The organism is Pseudomonas sp. MF6751 (assembly GCF_016613265.1).
GTDB classification, from domain to species: Bacteria; Pseudomonadota; Gammaproteobacteria; order Pseudomonadales; family Pseudomonadaceae; genus Aquipseudomonas; species Aquipseudomonas fluorescens_BV.
Window position 1 is genome coordinate 259,954 of sequence record NZ_JAENSV010000003.1, and the last position, 20,554, is coordinate 280,507.

General features: G+C 61.8%; 18 protein-coding genes. 8 read left to right on the top strand and 10 right to left on the bottom strand.

The genetic code is table 11. The annotated features are described in order from the left end of the window. Nucleotides 1-253: 253 nt before the first annotated feature. Nucleotides 254-928, top strand: a complete 675-nt coding sequence (locus tag JJD66_RS04700) for a heavy metal response regulator transcription factor (protein WP_198716856.1) — start codon at nt 254-256, stop codon at nt 926-928. Then, complete coding sequence (locus JJD66_RS04705) at nt 925-2,385, top strand: heavy metal sensor histidine kinase (RefSeq protein ID WP_105225647.1); 1,461 nt, start codon at nt 925-927, stop codon at nt 2,383-2,385. The genes JJD66_RS04700 and JJD66_RS04705 overlap by 4 nt, the downstream gene beginning before the upstream one ends. Before the next feature lie 58 nt (nt 2,386-2,443). Here JJD66_RS04705 and JJD66_RS04710 read toward each other — a convergent pair whose 3' ends face one another. The 4 genes from JJD66_RS04710 to JJD66_RS04725 all read right to left on the bottom strand — a co-directional run bounded on the left by JJD66_RS04710 (nt 2,444) and on the right by JJD66_RS04725 (nt 8,973). After that, entirely contained in the window at nt 2,444-5,587 is a 3,144-nt protein-coding gene (locus tag JJD66_RS04710; protein ID WP_200647666.1) for a CusA/CzcA family heavy metal efflux RND transporter, read from the bottom strand. An 18-nt stretch (nt 5,588-5,605) separates the two neighbouring features. Beyond that, complete coding sequence (locus tag JJD66_RS04715) at nt 5,606-6,712, bottom strand: efflux RND transporter periplasmic adaptor subunit (protein ID WP_096144137.1); 1,107 nt, start codon at nt 6,710-6,712, stop codon at nt 5,606-5,608. Between the two features lie 19 nt (nt 6,713-6,731). Further along, nucleotides 6,732-7,958, bottom strand: a complete 1,227-nt coding sequence (locus tag JJD66_RS04720; RefSeq protein WP_200647667.1) for a TolC family protein — start codon at nt 7,956-7,958, stop codon at nt 6,732-6,734. Between the two features lie 109 nt (nt 7,959-8,067). Further along, nucleotides 8,068-8,973 carry a cation diffusion facilitator family transporter gene (locus tag JJD66_RS04725; RefSeq protein ID WP_054921774.1) on the bottom strand — a complete coding sequence of 302 codons (906 nt, stop codon included), beginning with the start codon at nt 8,971-8,973 and terminating at the stop codon, nt 8,068-8,070. Between the two features lie 217 nt (nt 8,974-9,190). On the opposite strand from JJD66_RS04725, the gene JJD66_RS04730 reads away from it, so the two are divergent. Further along, nucleotides 9,191-10,561: a GntT/GntP/DsdX family permease gene (locus tag JJD66_RS04730; RefSeq protein ID WP_105225643.1), complete on the top strand. Its 1,371-nt coding sequence runs from the start codon at nt 9,191-9,193 to the stop codon at nt 10,559-10,561. 3 nt (nt 10,562-10,564) lie between these two features. Here JJD66_RS04730 and JJD66_RS04735 read toward each other — a convergent pair whose 3' ends face one another. Continuing rightward, on the bottom strand, nt 10,565-11,854 hold the full coding sequence (locus JJD66_RS04735; RefSeq protein WP_200647668.1) for an MFS transporter: 1,290 nt from the start codon (nt 11,852-11,854) through the stop codon (nt 10,565-10,567). 186 nt (nt 11,855-12,040) lie between these two features. Here JJD66_RS04735 and JJD66_RS04740 point away from each other — a divergent pair, with 186 nt between their 5' ends. After that, nucleotides 12,041-13,459 (top strand): short-chain fatty acid transporter, encoded by a 1,419-nt coding sequence (locus JJD66_RS04740; RefSeq protein ID WP_003188294.1) that lies wholly within the window; start codon nt 12,041-12,043, stop codon nt 13,457-13,459. 38 nt (nt 13,460-13,497) lie between these two features. On the opposite strand, the gene JJD66_RS28385 is transcribed toward JJD66_RS04740, so the two are convergent. Beyond that, nucleotides 13,498-13,710, bottom strand: coding sequence for a HepT-like ribonuclease domain-containing protein (locus JJD66_RS28385; RefSeq protein WP_200647669.1), 213 nt, complete (start codon nt 13,708-13,710; stop codon nt 13,498-13,500). A gap of 125 nt (nt 13,711-13,835) precedes the next feature. Next, nucleotides 13,836-14,126 (bottom strand): nucleotidyltransferase family protein, encoded by a 291-nt coding sequence (locus tag JJD66_RS04750; protein ID WP_032893707.1) that lies wholly within the window; start codon nt 14,124-14,126, stop codon nt 13,836-13,838. 155 nt (nt 14,127-14,281) lie between these two features. On the opposite strand from JJD66_RS04750, the gene acpA reads away from it, so the two are divergent. From acpA to JJD66_RS04765, 3 genes are all read left to right on the top strand, one after another. Beyond that, the gene (gene acpA / locus JJD66_RS04755) at nt 14,282-15,982 is read left to right on the top strand and encodes an acid phosphatase (RefSeq protein ID WP_200647670.1); all 1,701 of its coding nucleotides are present in this window, start codon (nt 14,282-14,284) and stop codon (nt 15,980-15,982) included. Nucleotides 15,983-16,101: 119 nt separating this feature from the next. After that, nucleotides 16,102-17,271 carry a hypothetical protein gene (locus JJD66_RS04760; protein WP_200647671.1) on the top strand — a complete coding sequence of 390 codons (1,170 nt, stop codon included), beginning with the start codon at nt 16,102-16,104 and terminating at the stop codon, nt 17,269-17,271. 131 nt (nt 17,272-17,402) lie between these two features. Continuing rightward, nucleotides 17,403-17,927, top strand: coding sequence for a hypothetical protein (locus JJD66_RS04765; RefSeq protein ID WP_034128124.1), 525 nt, complete (start codon nt 17,403-17,405; stop codon nt 17,925-17,927). Here JJD66_RS04765 and can read toward each other — a convergent pair. After that, a complete protein-coding gene (gene can / locus JJD66_RS04770; protein ID WP_003188288.1) occupies nt 17,924-18,568 on the bottom strand; it encodes a carbonate dehydratase in 645 nt (214 codons plus the stop codon). The two genes, JJD66_RS04765 and can, sit on opposite strands and share 4 nt — an antisense overlap. 138 nt (nt 18,569-18,706) lie before the next feature. Here can and JJD66_RS04775 point away from each other — a divergent pair, with 138 nt between their 5' ends. Further along, nucleotides 18,707-19,111, top strand: a complete 405-nt coding sequence (locus JJD66_RS04775; protein WP_105225638.1) for a serine kinase/phosphatase — start codon at nt 18,707-18,709, stop codon at nt 19,109-19,111. 119 nt (nt 19,112-19,230) lie between these two features. Here JJD66_RS04775 and rimI read toward each other — a convergent pair whose 3' ends face one another. Beyond that, nucleotides 19,231-19,683, bottom strand: a complete 453-nt coding sequence (gene rimI / locus JJD66_RS04780; RefSeq protein ID WP_003188286.1) for a ribosomal protein S18-alanine N-acetyltransferase — start codon at nt 19,681-19,683, stop codon at nt 19,231-19,233. After that, the gene (locus tag JJD66_RS04785) at nt 19,676-20,422 is read right to left on the bottom strand and encodes an SPOR domain-containing protein (protein ID WP_200647673.1); all 747 of its coding nucleotides are present in this window, start codon (nt 20,420-20,422) and stop codon (nt 19,676-19,678) included. The genes rimI and JJD66_RS04785 overlap by 8 nt, the downstream gene beginning before the upstream one ends. Nucleotides 20,423-20,554: the final 132 nt, after the last annotated feature.

The following is a 20,554-nucleotide window of genomic DNA, read 5'->3' on the forward strand; positions in this document are numbered from 1 at the left end:
TAAGTGGAACTTTCTATACTCGCTTCAACTTATTCACCCGAGCACATTCATCTCTGAAGCTTTTGTGTAGCTCCTTTGGAAAGAGATGAATTTTTAACGCCCCGCTTGGGGCGTTTTTTTTGCCTGCGACACATGCGACCGACGGTCGCAGTTGACCCTAAAGCTACTTTAGCCTTCAGACTTTTCCCACTTCCGAACCCGCCGCCATAGGGACATGGGCGCCTTCTCTCCCCTAATTCAAGAGGTAACCCCCATGCGTATTCTTGTGGTTGAAGACGAGCAGAAAACCGCCGACTACCTGCAACAGGGCCTGAACGAAAGTGGCTACGTGGTCGACTGCGCCGCCAATGGTATCGACGGCCTGCACCTGGCCGGGCAACACGCCTATGAACTGGTGATTCTGGACGTGAACCTGCCGGGCAAGGATGGCTGGCAAGTACTGGAACAATTGCGCCGCAACGGCACCCAGCGCGTGATGATGCTCACCGCCCGTGGCCGGCTGGCTGACAAGATCAAGGGCCTGGACATGGGCGCCGACGATTATCTGGTCAAGCCGTTCGAGTTTCCCGAACTGCTGGCCCGCGTGCGCACCCTGATGCGTCGCAGCGAGCACATTCCACAGCCGGAAGTGTTCCGCGTCTCGGACCTGGAACTGGACCCGCGCCGCCACCGCGCTTATCGCGGCGCCCGGCGCATCGACCTGACCACCAAGGAGTTCGCGCTGTTGCAAGTGCTGATGCGCCAGGCCGGCGAAGTGCTGACCCGTACGCAGATTATTTCCCTGGTGTGGGACATGAATTTCGACTGCGACACCAACGTGGTCGAAGTCTCCATCAGCCGCCTGCGCGCCAAGGTGGATGACCAGAGCGAGGTCAAGCTGATCCACACGATTCGCGGCGTGGGCTACGTGCTGGAAGCGCGCCCATGAAGACCGGCAGCCTGTCGATGCGCCTGGGCTTGACGGTCAGCCTGATGGGCGCGGGCCTGGTGTTGCTGCTGGCGACCCTGGCCTACCTGGCCCTCACCCATGAGCTGGAAAAACTCGCGCGAAAAAACCTGGAAAGCAAGATGGAACAGATCCAGCACAGCCTGGCCCTGGGCCTGGACGCCCATGCCATCCGCGCCCGCCCGCACTCGCTGATGGACCTGGTGATCGGCCACGACAATTTCCACCTGACCATCGTCGGCACCGCACCCGATAACAGCGTGCTGCTGAACGTCGGCAGCAAGCCCCAGGAACCACTGCTCACCGACTTCAAGCCACGGGAAACCCTGGGCTACCTCAATTGGGTCGACAGCTACGGCAACCAGGTACTCAGTGCCTCCAGCTTGATGCGCCTGGCCAACGGTGAACGTGTGCGGGTGCTGCTATCCCTGGACCGCATGGACGACCAGGCATTGCTCAGTGCCTACCTGCGCGCCACGCTCGTTGCGCTGCCGCTACTGCTGATACTGATTGGCATGGGCGCATGGTGGCTGGTGCAACGGGGCCTGGCACCGTTGAAGCAGTTCAGCCAGGTGGCGGCGAAAGTCACCACCCAAGACCTCACCCATCGCTTGTCCGTGGACAACCTGCCCCACGAACTGGGTGAACTCGCCCACGGCATCAACGTGATGCTCGACCGCCTGGATGCCGGGGTGCAGCAACTCTCGCAATTCTCCGATGACCTGGCCCACGAACTGCGCGCGCCCTTGACCAACCTGATGGGCAAGGCCCAGTTGACCCTGTCGCGCCAGCGCCCGCCGCAGGAATACAAGGCGGTGCTGGAATCCAACACCGAAGAGCTCGAACGCCTGGCGCGGATTGTCAGCGACATGCTGTTTCTGGCGCAGGTCAGCCACCCGGCGGCGCGGGCCTCATTCACCGAGGTGTCCCTGGCGCAGGAAGCCCAGCGCGTGATGGAGTTGTTTGCCCTGAGTGCCGAAGATAAAGGCGTCACCCTGAGCCTGCGCGGCGATGCCTGGGTGACCGGCGACCGCCTGATGATCCAGCGGGCGATTTCCAACTTGCTCTCCAATGCCATTCGCCACACACCCGAGGCCTCTACCGTGTTGCTGTTGGTGGAGACCTACGAGCAGAGCGTATCGCTGTCGGTGGGCAACCCGGGGCGAGGCATTGAAGCGCACCACCTGCCGCACCTGTTCGAACGCTTCTACCGCGCCGACAGCAGCCGTACCCGTGCCGAGGGCGGCACCGGGCTGGGACTGGCCATCGTGAAATCGATCATGCATTTGCATCAGGGGCATGCTCATGTCACCAGCCAGCCTGGGCGTTTTACGCGGTTCAGCCTGGCCTTTCCCCTGACGCTGGAAGCACCGCTGTCCCCCTGTGGGAGCGGGCTTGCTCGCGAAGGCGGTGTATCAGTCAGCAAAGGTATCGACTGACCCGGCGCATTCGCGAGCAAGCCCGCTCCCACAGGGGGTTGCGGCGTTTTCACGGTTGTCAGGCGGGCTCTTCTTCGCGACGATGAGCCCACTGATACAACGCCGGCAGCACCAGCAAGGTCAGCAAGGTCGAAGAAATAATCCCACCAATCACCACCGTCGCCAATGGGCGCTGCACTTCGGCGCCGGTGCCGGTGGCGAGTGCCATGGGGATAAATCCGAGGGACGCCACCAGCGCGGTCATCAGCACCGGGCGCAAGCGGGTCAACGCGCCTTCGTGGATCGCCACCGATAACGAGCGGCCTTCCTCGCGCAGGTTTCGGATGAACGCGATCATCACCAGGCCATTAAGCACCGCCACGCCCGACAAGGCGATAAAGCCCACACCCGCCGAAATCGACAGCGGAATATCACGCAGCCACAAGGCCATGATCCCGCCGGTGAGCGCGAAGGGGATGCCGGTAAACACCAGCAGCCCATCCTTGAGGTTGTTGAACATCATGAACAGCAACCCGAACACCAACAGCAACGCCACCGGCACCACGATACGCAAGCGTTCAGAAGCCTCCTTCAACTGTTCGAACTGGCCGCCCCAGGTGGTCCAGTAACCGGCAGGGACTTTCACCTGGGTAGTGATGGCGGCTTCGGCCTCCTCGACAAACGAGCCGATATCGCGCCCACGCACGTTGGCGCTGACGATCACCAGGCGCTTGCCGTTCTCGCGGCTGATCTGGTTGGGGCCCAGCACCAGGTCGAGGCTGGCAACCTGGGACAAGGCGATAAAGCCCAACTGCCCCGAGGTACTACTCGCCAGCGCCGGCACAGGGATCAACAGCCGTGACAAGCCATCGATATCGGTGCGCAACGTGTCGGACAAGCGCACCACCATGTCAAAACGCCGATCACCCTCGTACAGCGTACCGGCCTGGCGCCCACCGACAGCGACGGCGATGGTGTCCTGCACATCACCCACATTCAGGCCAAAGCGAGCGGCCTTGTCGCGGTCAATATTGATGGTCAGCACCGGCAGGCCGGAGGTCTGTTCCACCTTCACTTCCGAGGCGCCGTTGAGCTTCTGCAAGGTCTCGGCAATTTCCCCGGCAGTCTGGTTGAGCACCGCCATATCATCGCCGAACACCTTCACCGCCACATCGCTGCGCACTCCGGAAATCAGCTCGTTGAAGCGCAACTGGATCGGCTGCGACAGCTCATACACGCTGCCCGGCACAATCGCGCTGGCCCGTTGGATGTCAGCGATAATTGCCTCGCGGGACTTCTTCGGGTCTGGCCATTGGTCCTTGGGTTTGAGCATCACGTAGCTGTCGGAGATATTCGGCGGCATCGGGTCGGACGCAATTTCCGCCGTACCGGTGCGCGCAAACACCCGCTCGATTTCCGGCACTTGGGCCAGTAAGGTTTTTTCCAGTTGCTGCTGCATCTGCACCGATTGGGTCAGGCTGGTGCCAGGCACACGCAGCGCCTGTTGGGCAAAGTCGCCTTCGCTGAGGCTGGGGATAAATTCACTGCCCATGCGGCTGGCGACCAGGCCCGAGACGACGATCGTCAGTGCGGCCAGGCCGAACACCAGGGGCCGACGCACCATCACCCAGTTGAGCACCGGGTCATACACCCGGCGCGCACTGCGCATGACGAAGTTTTCTTCTTCCTTGACCTTGCCGGTGACGAACAACGCAATCGCCGCCGGTACGAAGGTCACCGACAGAATCATCGCGCCGAGCAAGGCAATCACCACCGTGAAGGCCATGGGGTGGAACATCTTTCCGGCCACGCCCGTGAGAGCGAAGATCGGCAGGTACACCACCATGATGATCAACTGCCCGAAGATCAACGCGCGTCGCGCCTCCTTGGCCGCGGCGAACACTTCGTGCAGGCGTTCACTGCGGGTCAGCAACCGGCCGTGGCGCTGCTGTGCGTGGGCCAGACGGCGAATGGCGTTCTCGACAATCACCACCGCACCGTCAACGATAATGCCGAAGTCCAGCGCGCCCAGGCTCATCAGGTTGGCGCTGACTTTGTTGGTGAACATGCCGGTGAAGGTGAACAGCATCGCCAGCGGAATCACCATTGCCGTGATCAGCGCCGCACGGATGTTGCCCAGAAACAGGAACAACACCGCCACCACCAGCAACGCACCTTCGAAGAGGTTTTTCTTCACCGTGGCGATGGCTTTTTCCACCAGGTTGGTGCGGTCGTAAACAGTGACCGCCACCACGCCTTCGGGCAGCGAGCGGTTGATCTCCTCAAGCTTTTTCGCCACCGCCTGGGACACGCTGCGGCTGTTCTCGCCGATCAACATGAACACCGTGCCCAGCACCACCTCACGGCCGTTTTCGGTGGCAGCGCCGGTACGCAGCTCACGACCAATGTCGACCTGGGCCACATTGCGCACGCGGATCGGCGTGCCGTCCGAGGTGGTGATGACAATGTTGGCGATGTCGTCGATAGACGCCACCTGGCCCGGCGCGCGGATCAACAACTGTTCGCCGCTGCGCTCGATGTAACCGGCGCCGACGTTGGCGTTGTTGCGCTCCAGCGCCGTGACCAGATCGTTGAGGGTCAGGTTGTAAGCGGCCAGGCGCTTGGGGTCTGGCGCAATCTGATATTCCTTGGCGAAGCCGCCGATGGTATTGATCTCGGCCACGCCTGGCACGTTGCGCAACTGCGGTTTGATGATCCAGTCCTGGATCACCCGCAGGTCGGTGGGGGTGTAAGGCGTACCGTCCTCTTTGCGCACACCGTCCTCGGCTTCGACGGTCCACAGGAAAATTTCCCCAAGGCCAGTGGAAATCGGCCCCATCGCGGTTTCGATGCCGTCAGGCAATTGCTCACGGGCCACTTGCAGGCGTTCGTTGACCAATTGGCGGGCAAAGAACAGGTCGGTGCCGTCCTTGAAGATCACCGTGACCTGGGACAGACCGGAACGCGACAGCGATCGCGTCTGCTGCAGGCCCGGCAGGCCGGCCATGGCGGTTTCGATGGGAAAGGTGACGCGCTGCTCGGTTTCCAGCGGCGAAAAACCGGCCGCCGCCGAGTTGATCTGCACCTGTACGTTGGTGATGTCAGGCACCGCGTCGATGGGTAGTTTCTGATAGCTGGCGATGCCGACACCGGCCATCAACAGCACCGCCAGCAACACGATGATGCGCTGCTCGATGGCGAATTGGATAAGGCGCTCAAACATGGGGAATCACTCGCAGGATCAATGGGCGTGTTCGGCCGAGCCTTTGCCCAGTTCGGACTTGAGGATGAAGCTGCCAGCCGTCGCCACCTGCGCGCCGGCTTCCAGGCCTTTACGCACTTCGACGTAGCCGTTTTCACTGACGCCCAGTTCAAGATGGCGGGTGATAAAGCCGTCCGCGGTGCGCACAAACACCGAGGGTTTGTCCTCGACGGTCTGGATAGCGGTTTGCGGCACGGCCACCTTGGCCTGATAAGTATCGGTAGCCACTTGCACGGCCACGAACAAGCCCGGGCGCCAGGCGTCGTCGGGGTTGGGGACCGTCACGCGCACGGTAGCGGTGCGCGTCTGCTCACCGAGCAAGTTGCCCACATAAGCCACGGTGCCCAGCACTTCGGTGCCCATTTCCGTCGAGCTGACTTTCACCGGTTTGCCCACGCGAACCTTGTTCAAGTCCTTGGGAAATACGCCGAAGGTGACCCACACCTGGGACAGATCCGAGAGGGTGAAGGCATTACTGGTTTCACTGACCACCTCGCCCACCCCCAGGTGTTTTTCCACCACCACACCGGCGAAGGGCGCACGCAGTTCATAACGATTGCCGCCGGCCAGTACCGCGCTGCCGCTGAGGGCAGTCATTTTTTGCCGCGCATTGTTCAGGGCGATTTCGGCTTCTTGCAGGGTCTGCCGCGCCAGCAGGTAATCCTGTTCGGCAGAGATTTTGTCCTGCCACAACTGGCGCTCACGCTGGAAGGTGGTACGCGCCAGTTCGACCCGGCGCTCACTGGCGGCCAATTCGCTGCGCTGGTCGGAAATCTGCTGGCTGGCGATCACCGCCAACAGCTCACCCTTCTTCACCGACTGGCCCAGGTTGACCTTCACCGCCTCCACCACGCCCGCCGCACGGGGCACGATGTGGGAAGTACGGTCTTCATCAAAACGCACCTCGCCCGGCAGCGTCAGCACGGTGCTGATGGCACGCGGTTGCGCCTGGGCCAACTGGATGCCGGCGGCTTGAATCTGCTGCTCGGTGAGTTCGAGCTTGCCTTCTTCTTCCTCGGCGTGGGCGAAGCCGGAAAGCATCAGGCCCAGGGCGACGGCGAGCGCCATGCCATGTTTTTTGTTCATCAGGAGACTCCAGGAAAAATCAAAAGCGGGCGAGGTCGCCGTAAATGCGTTCGATGCGTACCCAGGCCTCGGTGGCCTGGGCGGTGGCCGCAAGGTATTGGGTGCGGGCCGCGATCAAGGTGCGCTGGGCGTCGAGCACGTCGAGGAAGTTGAACTTGCCCATCTCGAAGCCACGGGTGGCGCTGTCTACCGCACTTTGTGCGGCGGGCAGGATCTGCTGGTTGAACGCGCGCACTTCGGTATTTGCCGTTTGCCACAGGTCCAGGGCCTGGCGGGTTTCGGTGCGCAGACGCAGCTCGGCGGCGTTGCGCAGGTCGCGGGCCTGGTCGGCGCGTCGGGTGGCCGCGAGGATGTTGCCCTGGTTGCGGTTGAACAGCGGGATCGGCATCGACACGCCCACCAGGTTCACCCGTTCGCGCACGCTGGCGTCGTATTGGCTGCCGATGGACACGTCCAGGTCCGGAATGCGCTGGGCTTTTTCCAGGCCCACGCTGGCTTCGTTCTGCACAATGTTGAGTTCGGCCAGGCGCAATTCGGCCGTTTGCTCAAGGCGTGCCAGCAATGGCGCGGCGGCGGGTAACGCCGGTACCGAGGGGCTTGGCGTGGCGACGGCCTGGAAGTCGGTGGCGGCGCTGCCGGTGCTGGTGGCGAGGCGACGGTAGGCGTCAGTGAGGCCGATCTGGGCGCGGTTCAATTCCAGGCGGATTTGCGACACCTGCACCTGGGCGCGAGTGGCTTCCACGGGTGACGACTTGCCAGCGGTGACGCGCCCGTTGGCGACCACCAGGCCGCGCTCGGCAAGCGTCATGGAGCGTTGCGCCAGGTCAAGGCGTTCCTGGGCGCGCAGGGCGCCGTAGTAGCTGTCGATGACCTCGGCGCGCAACAGGTTGCGACGCTGCTCCAGGGTCAGCGCGGCGGCATCCTGGGCGCGGGTGGCCACTTCGACACGCGCACTGCGCTTGCCGCCCAGTTCCAGGGTCTGGCTGAGTTTGATGCTGGTGGTGCGGCTGTTGCGGCGGGTGTCTTCGGCGTCCCAGGAGGCCACCGGGTTGGGGATCAGGCCGGCCTGTTGGCGGCCGCCTTGGGCGATGTCGATTTCCCATTGTGCGGCCGCCAGGTCCGGGTTGTTGGCGAAGGCGGTTTGCAAGGCTGCATCGAGGGTGAGGGGTTGTGCCTGGGCGGCGTTTGCGGATATCCACACTACCAATGCCGCCGCCCCCAACAGTGTTCTAACGAAAATTGCCATAACGAGAGTTCCACGCCCATGAAGTCGCTGAGGTTTCCCAGCGGGGGCAATGTAGCTTTCGGTACTTATCAGGGCCGTGGGCGAAAGATTACAAATCCGTTAGCCAGGCTCAGGCATGCACTTCGTCGTGATCGTCATGTTGAAAACCCTCGCCCTCGACCTGGATCGTGGCATGGGAAATATCGAATTGTTCGTGCAGTAACTCCGTCACTCGGCTGAGGATCTGTTGCTCAGTGCCTTGGGACGCATCCGCGACCAGATGCGTACTCAGCACGTTCTTGCCACTGGTGAGGGCCCAGATATGCAGGTCGTGTACGTCCTTGACCCCAGGCACGCCGCGAATGCCCTGCTCTACCTGCTCGATATCCACACCTTCTGGCACACCTTGCAGCAGGATGTTCATGCTCGCCTTGAGCAACGTCCAGGTGCGCGGCAATACCCAAAAGCCGATGGCGGCCGCGACCACGGAGTCAACCCAACCCCAGCCGGTGAACATGATCACCAGCGCGGCAATGATCACGCCGACGGAGCCCAGCATGTCGCTCCAGACTTCCAGGTAGGCACCCTTGACGTTGAGGCTCTCGCCACTGGCAGCGCTGAGCAGACGCATGGAGATCAGGTTGACCACCAGCCCCAGCAGCGCAATCACCAGCATGCCGGTGGACTGGATTTCGGCGGGCGCCTGCAGCCTCTGGTAAGCCTCGTACAAGATGTAGAACGCCACGGCGAACAACAGCAATGCGTTGAAGGCGGCCGCCAGGATCTCGAAGCGCGCATAACCGAAGGTACGCTTGCGGTCTGCCGGGCGCTTGGCGACCTGGATCGCCACCAGGGAAATCGCCAGGGCCAGGGCGTCGGTCATCATGTGCGCCGCGTCCGACAACAGCGCCAGGCTGCCGGTGATAAAAGCGCCGATGACTTCGGCCAGCATGAAGCTGCCGGTCAGCCCCAGTGCGATCCATAACTTGCGTTCGTGGCCGGCGCGTACCTGGGCGTGGCTGTGTCCTGCGCTCATGAAATGTCCTCGTGGGTTGGGATGGGGCGGATCATAGAGCTATAGGCCAGATCCACGGGCATGGTTTGCAAAATTGTCATCTGAGCGCCAGAGGGTCGTTAGCTTCGGGCGCACCAAAATCGTTCATGCACGCGTTGGGGAAGATGTATCAGGTATGCTTTTCGGGCCGAAACAAAAAGAAACATATTAGCCAACCTGCTCGATAAGGAGTTCCGTCTTGGAGTTATCGACTGCCGCGTGGATGGTTCACGACACCCGCCTCATGCTCTGCGTCCTGTTGGCGATCGCCAGCATCATTGTGCTGATCAGCGCGACCAAACTGCCGCCCTTCCTGTCGATTCTGATCGGCACCTTTATCGCCGGGGTCGGCGCCGGCCTACCACCGGAAGAAGTGGCAAAGGCGTTCAGCAAAGGCGCCGGGGCGATTCTCGGGGAAGCCGGGATCATCATTGCCCTGGGTGCGATGCTCGGCGCGCTGATGGCCGAATCCGGCGCGGCCGACCGTATTGCCACAACGTTGCTCGGGCTGGGCAAAGGCAAGTCATTGCCTTGGGTGATGGCGTTGGTCGCCATGGTGATCGGCCTGCCGCTGTTCTTCGAAGTGGGCCTGGTGATGATGGTGCCGATCATCTTTGTGATGGCCAAGCGTTCGAACCAGCCGTTGCTGAAGATCGCCATCCCTGCACTGGCGGGCATGACCACCTTGCATGCCTTGATGCCACCTCACCCTGGGCCGCTGATTGCCGTAGGCGCATTGCACGCCGACCTGGGCCTGACCATGTTGCTGGGCTTTTGCCTGGCGGTGCCGGCAGTGATCCTGGCCGGGCCGCTGTATGGCAACTGGCTGTCCAAGCGCCTGCACGTGGATGAGCCGGCCGATATCGGCGCCTTGTTCAGCGCACCGCCCAAGGCCCCGCGCCAGCCGAGCTTCGGTGTGTCGCTGCTGATCATTCTGTTGCCGGTAATCCTGATGCTCGGCAGCACCTTGGCTAAAGTCGCGTTGGCGCCGGAAAGCACCCTCGCCCTGGCCTTGAAGTTCCTCGGTGAACCGCTGGTCGCCCTCGGCCTGGCCGTAATCGCCGCGGTCGTCTGCCTGGGTTGGGCGGCGGGCATGCCACGCGCCGACGTCGGCAACACCCTGCGCAAAGCCCTGGCGCCCATCGCCGTACTACTGCTGACCATCGGCGCCGGCGGCGGCCTCAAGCAAACCCTACTGGACGCCGGCGTCAGCCAGACCATCAGCAAAGTCGCCGAAGGCGCGCACATGCCCTACCTGCTGCTGGCCTGGCTGATCGCCGTGGCCCTGCGCCAGGCCACCGGCTCGGCCACCGTCGCCACCACCACGACCGCCGGCATCCTCGCGCCGATGATGGCCGGGTTGGCGGCAACGCAAAGCTCATTGGTCGCCCTTGCGATTGGCGCCGGCTCGGTGTTCTTCTGCCACGTCAACGACGCCGGGTTCTGGATGGTGCGTGAGTACTTTGGCTTGCAGTTGAAGCAGACCATCTGGGTGTGGTCGGTGTTGCAGACGATTGTTTCGGTGGTTGGGTTGGTGGGGACCTTGCTGCTCTGGCACTTCCTGACCTGATCCTCAGGCGGCCAGGCTGTGGCGCTTGCCAAACAGCGCCACACTCGCCACCCCCACCGCCCCCATCACCACGCAATACCCCACGCAGATCCACGGACTGGTCGGCATCAGCGCGATCAACAACAACGGCGTAGTACTTGCCCACAGCGCATAGGCGATGTTGTAGGTGAAGGAAATGCCCGACACCCGCACCTGCGCCGGAAACAGGCCCACCATCACCGACGGCACCGCGCCCACCACGCCGCAACTCAGGCCCGCCACCGCATACGCCGCGCCGAGCCACACACCGCCGGCGATCAGGCTGGCGTACAGCAGCGCAATGCCCACCGGCAGCAACAGGCTGTAGACCAATACGGCGCGCCACGCGCCGATGCGGTCCACCAGCAGGCCGGCGAGCACGCAGCCGATATTCAGGAAGACGATGCCCAGGGCGCTCAGGGCAAAGGTGTGGCTGGGGCTCATGCCGAAGGTTTTCTGCATCATGGTCGGGGTGATGACCACCAGCACTACCACGGCAGACGTCAGCACGCAGGTGAGGATCATCGCCGGCAGCAGCACGACGCGATGGTCGCGCAGCACGGTGCGCAAGGGCATTTCGGCGGCGGCCTGGCGACGCGCCTGCATCTCCAGGAACACTGGGGTCTCGCTGAGCCAGCGGCGCAGCCATACGCCGATCACACCGAATACGCCGCCGAGCAGGAAGGGGAAGCGCCAGGCGTAGTCGAGGATTTCGGCGGGGGTAAAGATTTGCGCGAGCAAGGTGGCGGTCAGTGCCCCCAGCAGGTAACCGAAGGTCAGGCCGGCCTGCAAAAAACCCAAGGCATAGCCACGATGGTGACGCGGCGCGTGCTCGGCGACGAAAGTCCAGGCGCTGGGCACTTCGCCGCCCACCGCTGCGCCTTGCAGCACGCGCAGCGCCAGCAGGATCAGCGGGGCGAAATAGCCAATTTGCGCGTAGGTCGGCATGACGCCGATCAACAGGCAGGGCAAGGCCATCATGAGGATGCTCAAGCTGAAGACGCGCTTGCGCCCCAGGTGGTCGGCAAAGTGCGCCATCAGGATGCCGCCCAGTGGACGCGCGAGGTAGCCGGTGACGAAAATGCCGAAGCTTTGCAACAGGCGCAGCCACTCGGGCATTTCCGGCGGGAAGAACAGTTGGCTGAGGGTCAGCGCAAAGAACACGAAGATAATGAAGTCGTAGATTTCCAGGGCGCCGCCGAGGGCGGCCAGGCCCAGGGTTTTGTAGTCGGAGCGGGAAAAACGCTGCGCCCGTGGGGAAAAGGTGGCAGTCATGTGCAGGCTCGGCAGACAAACAAAATGGCGTGCAGGTTATGAGCTGAGCCCATTGATGGCAATCGCGACGGATATATTTGTTTTACTCATTGATCGTTGAAGATAACAACATTCCCAAATCAATGGCCGTAGAGGAACATGCCGTAAAACTGCCAAACCCCATAATAACTACAAGAGGAAAGACTCGTGGCCGATGCTATCGAAGACAGCCGCTATGCCCGATTTGCCCTGCGTTGCTCCAACTTCGCCGAGCGCTGGTTTCCTGACTCCTGGGTGTTTGCCGCCCTCGCCGTGATCATCGTCGCCGTGGCGACCCTGGGCATGGGCGCCGCACCGGCCGAAGCGGCCAAGGCATTTGGCGATGGGTTCTGGAGCCTGATCCCGTTCACCATGCAGATGGCCTTTGTGGTGATCGGCGGTTACGTGGTCGCCAGCTCACCACCCGCAGTGAAGTTGATCGACCGCCTGGCGCGCATTCCCAAAAATGGCCGTTCGGCCGTGGCCTGGGTGGCGTTGATTTCCATGGTCGCGTCGTTGCTTAACTGGGGCCTGTCCCTGGTGTTCGGCGGTTTGCTGGTGCGGGCATTGGCCCGGCGCACGGATTTGCGCATGGACTACCGTGCCGCTGGCGCTGCAGCGTACCTGGGCCTGGGGGCCGTATGGGCGCTGGGGCTGTCGTCGTCGGCCGCGCAGTTGCAGGCCAACCCGGCCAGCTTGCCGCCGTCGATTCTGTCGATCACCGGCATGATCCCGTTCACCGAGACTATTTTTTTGTGGCAATCCGGCGTGCTGTTGCTGGCGCTGATCGTAGTGTCGCTGATCATCGCCTACGCCACCGCGCCTGGCCCCAACAGCGCCCGGGATGCCAAGGCCTGCGGCATTGACCCGGCCTTCAACCTGCCCAAGCCGCAGGCGCCGACGCGCCCCGGTGAATGGCTGGAACACAGCCCGTTGCTGACCATTCTGCTGGCGTTGCTGGCGGCCGGCTGGCTGTTCCATGAGTTCTCGACCAAGCCGGCGATCAGCGCCATCTCGGGGCTCAATACCTATAACTTCCTGTTCATCATGGTGGGCGCGCTGCTGCACTGGCGCCCGCGCAGCTTCCTCGATGCCGTGGCCCGAGCGGTGCCGACCACCACCGGCGTGCTGATCCAGTTCCCGCTGTACGGCTCGATTGCCGCACTGATGACGGTGGTAAAGGGCGGCGACGGCCAGACCCTGGCGCACCATATCTCGACGTTCTTCACCTCCATCGCCTCCCACGACACCTACGCCCTGCTGATGGGTGTGTACTCGGCGGTGCTGGGCTTCTTCATCCCCTCGGGTGGCGGCAAGTGGATCATCGAAGCGCCGTATGTGATGCAAGTGGCCAATGACCTGCAATACCACCTGGGCTGGGCGGTGCAGATCTACAACGCCGCCGAGGCGCTGCCGAACTTGATCAACCCGTTTTATATGTTGCCGTTGCTGGGTGTGCTGGGCCTGAAGGCGCGGGATCTGATCGGGTTTTCGTTTGTGCAGTTGCTGGTGCACACGCCGCTGGTGTTGTTTTTGCTGTGGGCGTTGGGGACGACGTTGAAGTATTTGCCGCCTGTGATGCCCTGAATAACGAGTGACCGCAACTGTTGGTAGAACAGTTGCGGTCAAGGATTTACAGGAAGGCGTGCCAATAGATCAGGTAATGCACTCTGTATCGTGTCCCAAACAACATCCAAGTTGATATCGAAGTAACCATGAGCGATTCGGTTGTGCATCGCTCGCATATTGCGCCAAGGAATATGTGAATGGCGTGCCGCGAAGTCCGGATGCTGATCCATGATTTTCGTCGACGCTTCACCAATGATGATCAGGCTCATGACCACAGCTTATTGTGTTCGCCGGTCTTCCAAAAACTCTTCTTTGCTCAAGCCCTCTACAAAAGTGATCGCGTCAGTGGCAGTTTGCCTTATGTGCTCCAGATAATCCCCTAGCCGACTTTCCGTCATACTGGCCGGGCCTCCGCTAGCACTTTATCGCGAAACTTCAAAGGCAAGTCGCCAGGCGTAAGCAGGTCGACATTAACGCCGAGCAAGTCCTCAAGCTCGACCTGCAACCCACCAAGATCAAAGAGGGTTGTGCCCGGCGGCGCGTCTACCAGCAAATCAAGATCACTGCCTTCTTGGTCAGTCCCCATCAGTACCGACCCAAATACTCTGGGATTGGAAATACGGAAACGTCCGACCACTTCTCGTACAGCCGTTCGTTGCAGATCAAGTGCAGTTGAAGGTCTCACGACTCACCTCAGTGATGTGCATTAGAAGGGCAGTCTAGCAGCGCTTGAGCCGTGTAGACACGCCCCGCCCATCACACGCCTGTCTTTGTTCCGTCACATTCCATTGCTACCGTCCTGAGAAATATCTTGCAACATCTCGCCAAGGATTCCTCGCAATGAGTGACGAGCACAACGACCACCCTGCCCACGACTGCGCCCCCAAAACGCCGGTAGACACCAGCCGTCGGCGCTTCCTCGGCGGTGCGGCGGTGTTGGGGGTGGGGGCGACCTTGAGTGCCTGCGGCAATACCAGCGAAGCACCGAGCCCACCCGTGACGCGGCCGCTCACGCCCCAGGAACTGGACAAGGCGCTGCGCGAGCAGGTGAAAACCGTAGTGGTGATTTACGCCGAGAACCGCAGCTTCAACAACCTGTTCGCAGATTTCCCCGGGGTGGAGAAACCGCTGTCGGCGTTAACCGCCAAGGACTTCCAGCAGCGCGACCGCGATGGCAGCGTATTGCCTGCCCTGCCACCAAGCTGGGGCGGTGTGTTGCAGGTCGGCCCACAAACGGTGGACGGGGTGACTTACCCCAGCGAAGTGCAATTCCAGCAAAACCTGCCCAACGCGCCGTTCGCCCTCAAAGGCCCGCAGGGCGAAGACCTGCCATTGAGCCTGGTGACTCGCGACCTGTGGCACGTGTTCTACCAGAACCAGATGCAGATCAACGGCGGCAAGAATGATGGTTTTGTCGCCTGGGGCGATTCCGGTGGGCTGGTGATGGGCCATTACGCCCAAAGCCGTTATGCCCTGCGCCTGTGGGACGTGGCCAAGGAGTTTGTGCTGTGCGATAACTTCTTCCAGGGCGCGTTTGGCGGCTCGTTCCTTAACCACCAGTACCTGATCAGCGCCACCGCGCCGTTTTATCCCAATGCCGCGCAGTCGGTGGCCAAAGCGCAGATCGCCACGCTGCAAAGCGATGACCCCAGCGGCACGCGCCTAAAGCCATTGGACACGTCACCGGCCAGCGCCATGACCGGCCCGCCGCAATTCGGCCCCAGCGCACTGACACCCGATGGTTACGGCGTAAACACCCTGGCCCCACCCTACTGGCCCACCTGGATCCGCGACCCGCAGAACCCGGATTATTCCAAGCCCGACCTGCCCAATGTGCTGGTGCCGCAAACCCACGAGCATATTGGCGACAAGCTGTCGAAGAAGAACATCGACTGGGCCTGGTACGCCGGTGCGTGGCAAGCCACCCTGGAGCAGTTCAAGGACTCCGGCGGCATCCCCAAGATTCCGAATTTCCAGTACCACCACCAGCCATTCAATTACTTCAAGCAGCAAGGGCCGCAAAACCCGGCAGAACGTGCCAGGCGCCTGCGTGACGGCGGTTTGGGTGATGAGTCGAGCACCAACCGGTTCTTCGCCGACGCCCAGGCCGGCAAGCTGCCCGCGGTGAGTTTCTACAAGCCCCAGGGCAACCTGAACATGCACGCCGGCTATGCCGATGTAGCCTCGGGCGACCGCCATATCGCCCGCGCCTTGAAGGTGCTGCAAGAAAGCCCGCAGTGGAAAAATATGGTGGTGGTGGTGACCGTGGATGAAAACGGCGGCTGGTGGGACCACGTGGCGCCGCCCCAGGGTGACCGCTGGGGCCCCGGCTCGCGGGTTCCGGCGCTGGTGGTGTCGCCGTTTGCACGCAAAGGCACGGTGGACCATACGGTGTACGACACGGCATCGATCCTGCGTTTGATCACCCGGGTGTTCCAGTTGGAAACCCTGGACGGCCTCAAGCAGCGCGATGACGCGATGATCGCGCGCGGCCAGAAACCCATGGGCGATCTGAGCAATGCCTTGCAGTTCAGCCTGTAGGGGCTTATCCAATAACGACATGCCGGGCGATTTAACACGCGATTTTCCCGGTCAGCCGCTACTGTGTGCAGGTGGGCTTCCATCCCGCGCAGACGGGCTTCGCTGACAAGGAATCGACTATGTTTAAACCGACCAGGCTGTCCTTCACCCTCGCCGCACTACTGGCGAGTGCGGTCGTACAGGCCGACATCGAGGTGCCACTGGGCAGCACGCAGCGCGTTACCCAGTTGTTCGCGTACCCCAACAACTGCAATGTGATCTGCTTCCGGCCATGGTCACTGGAGCAGACCGCCGAACACTATTTGAACCAGAGCCTGCAACGTGACGGTTACAGCCGGGCCAAGGTCAGTGTGAAGACCCACGACGGTCAGGTCACGGCAACCTTCAGCGGCGTGCCCGACAGTTACGGCCAGCCACTGACCACGCTGCTCAATACCGCCGACCTGGCTTACCAAAGCGCCAGCCAGCTCAACAGCGATGGCAAATGGGCCTACAACTGGTACCTGTTCCTGCCGTTGGGCATGGCCCTGGAAAACCGCAAAAGCATCGAGTTGTTGCACTTTCCTCCGGATTACTCGCTGACCCAGGCCCAGGATTACCTGGAATCGGCCACCACCGACCGCTGGGCCACCTTGTTAAGCGAAAATGGCGTACCGGCCACGGAAACGCCGGCGTACCAGACCATCATCGATATCGCGCCCATCGCTGCGCCGTCCAATGCCGGCAAAGACCTGGAAACCGTCTACGGGTATTTCACCGACTACCAGACCCGCATGGTCAAGGAACTGAGCCTGCGCCCTGGCGGCGCATTGCCGATGGTGGCCTTCGGCGCGCCAGTGCGTAGCTGGATCAAGCAACAATACGGACAAACCGTGGGCGTGCTGAGCCTGGCGCAGATCAGCCCGGAGCCTGGCAAAACCGTCGCGGTATTGGGCGCCAACCACCCAAGTTACATTTGGTATGCGGCCAGCCCCGACAGCTATGACGGTGATGAACAAAAGGCTGATGACGCCGGTTTGAAAGTGATGGGCCAGGACTTGAGCGCCGCCTGCTGGCAAGCAGGCATGGGCCAGAAACCCGCCAGCGATGCGAACGTATTGCTCAAGGCCTGCCTGAACACTTGGCAAGTCACGCGCAAGGAGCAGACGTGTGAATTGTTCTACACCTCGGTGCGCCACCTGACGCCCGAGCAGGCCAACGCCAAGTGCGCCACAGCGCCTATCAAGGCGCAGTTGAAACAGTTGAAAAATGCCGCGCCCGCGCCCACCGTCATAGCCCCCGCGCTTTAAGGCGAAGAAACCGTTTCTACTGTCAACTTTGACAGTAGAAACCGGATCCCACTTCGGCGAATCTAGGGCCGCGCCCATTTGCTGCAAGACTGTCACACCCGCAGGTCCATGCAGCCCCGCTCAGGAGAGTGATGAAAACTCGAGCCATGGATAAGGCTGAAACGGCTGTGAATGACTGCCTCTATCCCTTCAAGACGCTGCTCGTGGAACAGGGTTACCCCTCGACCGAGCACTTTGAGGTCAAGCAAGAGGCTGAAGGGGTTGCGGCCAGGGTCACGGCGCGCGTGGCCTTTGAGAGTCGCACGCGCATTGCTAAGGTTTCCGGTTATGCCGTGAGCGAACGGCGCCCGTACACGCTGCAACTGTCACCCCGCATCCACTTGTACGATTGTTGGCTCTGCGGCCTGTTACAGCACTCCTGCAACCCGAACGTGTTTCTAGACACGACGTACCTGGAGCTATGGACGGTGCAACCCATCGGCGCCGGCAGCTTGCTGACGCTGGATTACGCCACCACCGAAGACACACTGGCCCGGCAGTTCGCTTGCCATTGCGGCGAGCTGAACTGCCGGGGCTGGATCACCGGCAGCAAGGAGCCGCTGAACGCCGAAGGCCAGGCCTTCATGGCCTGGTGGCGTGAGCACAAACGACCTTAGGCTTCGCCCAAAGGACGCAGGCGGTATTGCGGTGGCAGTTGCTCGAAGCCACTGATGGTGGTGTTCAAACTCTTCCAGCGACCGTCCTTGATGCCATAGATGCAGCCATGGATCGACAGGCTCTGCCCACGATGCCAGGCATTTTGCACAATGCTGGTGTGGCCGACGTTGGCCACCTGCTGGATCACGTTGAGCTCGCACATGCGGTCCACACGCTCTTCTTCGGTCGGCAACTGGGCCAGCACATCGCGGTTTTCGTAGTAAAGGTCGCGAATGGTGCGTAGCCAGCCGTCGATCAGGCCGAACTGGCGGTCCTGCATCGACGCACGCACGCCGCCACAGCCGTAGTGGCCAGTGACGAGGATGTGTTTGACCTTGAGCACGTCCACCGCGTACTGGATCACCGACAGGCAGTTGAGGTCAGTGTGCAGCACCACGTTGGCCACGTTGCGATGCACAAACAGATCACCGGGTAACATGCCGACGATCTCGTTGGCCGGTACACGGGCATCGGAGCAGCCGATCCACAGGTATTCCGGGGTCTGCTGGCGGGCGAGCTTGGCGAAGAATTCGGGATCTTCCTGTTTGATCGCGTCCGCCCAGCGTTCGTTGTTATCAAGCAGGTCTTGTAGTTCGTTCATCAGGGAAGCCTCAGGAATGATGCGCAGTTTTGTGACTGACAAGCCCTCGTCCAGGTCACGCCAGGCGCTAATTAGCTTGAATTTTTTGGCTGCCATGCCTGTCCACACACTATAAGCCCCACAGTATGAGGATTGGCCATGACTGAATCACGACGTCCCTACGGCGCAACGCAGCCGGAACCGATCGATGACAACGAAGACCGCATGGGTGAGATGCGCGAGCTGGATTTTGACGAGCAGGACCAGACTGCGGAAATCGGCGACGAGCTGCCCCGCCGTGAGCGCGACCATCTGATGCCCGACGAACGGGTGCGCGAAGCCGGGCTGACCGGCGCTTCGACGGATGATCATGAATCCACCGATGACGATATGAGCCCGGAAACGCTGATCCGTGAGGACGGCGCACGGGATGCGCAGGAGGAAGGCGAAGATAGCGCCGCCGACTATGACTTGAGCGTCGTGGGAGAAAATGACATTGGTGGCGGGAATGGGTTGGATGAGGCGGAACTGGCTGATCTGGACCCGCTGAACGGCAAGCGCTGAGCCTGTGGGAGCTGGCTTGCCTGCGATGGTATCACCGCGGTGTTACTTAGAGACCGAGGTGCCTGCATCGCGGGCAAGCCCGGCTCCCACAGAGGTTCTGCACATAGGGGGCTCTGTATTTAATCGACCAGGGTGCACGCCATCACGACTGCATCTTCGCGGCCACCCACAGCGGGGTAGTAATCCCGGCGACGGCCGATCTCGTTGAAGCCATAACGCTCATACAGGCGAAACGCGCCGGTATTGCTGTCCCGCACTTCGAGGAAGCATTCTCGCGCATTGGCGGCATAGGCACGCGACATCAAATGCTCCAGCAGCGCCAGCCCCAAACCACGGCCCTGGTTTTCCGGCTTCACGGTAATGTTCAGCAAGTGCGCTTCATCGAGAATGATCTGCACCACCCCGTGCCCCACTTGCTGCTCGCCTTCGAACATCAGCCAGATCTGGTACTTGCCCAGCCCGTCGAGAAAAATTCCGCGGGTCCAGGGGTGGCTGAACGCCGCGTATTCGATTTTCAGCACGGCGTCGAGGTCAGCCTCGGTCATCGGGCGAAAGGATAAAGCCTCACTCATCAGTTGTTTTCCAGCGCGCCATCAGCCGGCGCATGGCTTGCCAGACATCAGCCTTACGCTGTGGCTCTTCCATTAATAATTCCAGGCCCGGCAGGGCCCACACCGAACCCAGGCCTTCAACCTGCAGCTCGCGGTACCAGGCCTCGGCGTTGGCTTCACCGGCAAACCGCACAGCGGGCAGGCCGATCAGCCACAGGCACACGCAAGGCTCGTCTTCCAGGCGCGCCGAGACAAACCCCTGGACGAAATCTCGTGCGGCCTCGGGGCCCTGGTCCATGGTGCCGCGCACCAGCAGCGGCCAGCGCACCGGCTCACCGACGATTTGCGGGCTGTCGGGCAGGCCGGCGGCGCGTAGCATGTCCTTGAGCAACAGGTAGGCCGGGTCGCGGGACTGGAAACGTTCGCCGGTCGGCAGTTCCACCAGCAACAGGCAACGCCCGGCCCGCAGCAATTGCAGGGCAAAGCGTGGCGGCGGCACCACTGGCGTCTTGGCCACCGGCGCAGCCTCCTCCACCACCTTGGCAGCCTTGGTCACCGGCGCAGGGCGCGGCACTTCGATCTTGGCCCGCTCGACCACCGGGCGCGTCTCGGGGGTGGGCTTGACCACCGCCACGGGCGCGGCCGCTTCTTCCCCCGACGACTCGAACGCCTCATAAGGCTCAAGCGCCTGCAACAGCTCAGGCCGCGACGGCGCGGCAAACGGCAGTTCGGTGCGGGGCAGCCAGTTGACCACCTGCATGGCGGTCAAGTAAGCGCGACGTCGGGACTCGATAAGCACAGCTCGGCCACTTGTGGATAAGTAAAGAGTGGGGATTCTACCGCTGTTCGGCAACAATCGCCCACTGCGCACTGACCGGCTGTGGATAAATCC

Bases quoted from the DNA above. Each gene is read 5' to 3' on its own strand.
- JJD66_RS04700 (WP_198716856.1), top strand. From the start codon at position 254: ATGCGTATTCTTGTGGTTGAAGACGAGCAGAAAACCGCCGACTACCTG.
- JJD66_RS04705 (WP_105225647.1), top strand. From the start codon at position 925: ATGAAGACCGGCAGCCTGTCGATGCGCCTGGGCTTGACGGTCAGCCTG.
- JJD66_RS04710 (WP_200647666.1), bottom strand. From the start codon at position 5,587: ATGTTTGAGCGCCTTATCCAATTCGCCATCGAGCAGCGCATCATCGTG.
- JJD66_RS04715 (WP_096144137.1), bottom strand. From the start codon at position 6,712: ATGAACAAAAAACATGGCATGGCGCTCGCCGTCGCCCTGGGCCTGATG.
- JJD66_RS04720 (WP_200647667.1), bottom strand. From the start codon at position 7,958: ATGGCAATTTTCGTTAGAACACTGTTGGGGGCGGCGGCATTGGTAGTG.
- JJD66_RS04725 (WP_054921774.1), bottom strand. From the start codon at position 8,973: ATGAGCGCAGGACACAGCCACGCCCAGGTACGCGCCGGCCACGAACGC.
- JJD66_RS04735 (WP_200647668.1), bottom strand. From the start codon at position 11,854: ATGACTGCCACCTTTTCCCCACGGGCGCAGCGTTTTTCCCGCTCCGAC.
- JJD66_RS28385 (WP_200647669.1), bottom strand. From the start codon at position 13,710: ATGAGCCTGATCATCATTGGTGAAGCGTCGACGAAAATCATGGATCAG.
- acpA (WP_200647670.1), top strand. From the start codon at position 14,282: ATGAGTGACGAGCACAACGACCACCCTGCCCACGACTGCGCCCCCAAA.
- JJD66_RS04760 (WP_200647671.1), top strand. From the start codon at position 16,102: ATGTTTAAACCGACCAGGCTGTCCTTCACCCTCGCCGCACTACTGGCG.
- JJD66_RS04765 (WP_034128124.1), top strand. From the start codon at position 17,403: ATGAAAACTCGAGCCATGGATAAGGCTGAAACGGCTGTGAATGACTGC.
- can (WP_003188288.1), bottom strand. From the start codon at position 18,568: ATGAACGAACTACAAGACCTGCTTGATAACAACGAACGCTGGGCGGAC.
- JJD66_RS04775 (WP_105225638.1), top strand. From the start codon at position 18,707: ATGACTGAATCACGACGTCCCTACGGCGCAACGCAGCCGGAACCGATC.
- rimI (WP_003188286.1), bottom strand. From the start codon at position 19,683: ATGAGTGAGGCTTTATCCTTTCGCCCGATGACCGAGGCTGACCTCGAC.
- JJD66_RS04785 (WP_200647673.1), bottom strand. From the start codon at position 20,422: ATGCAGGTGGTCAACTGGCTGCCCCGCACCGAACTGCCGTTTGCCGCG.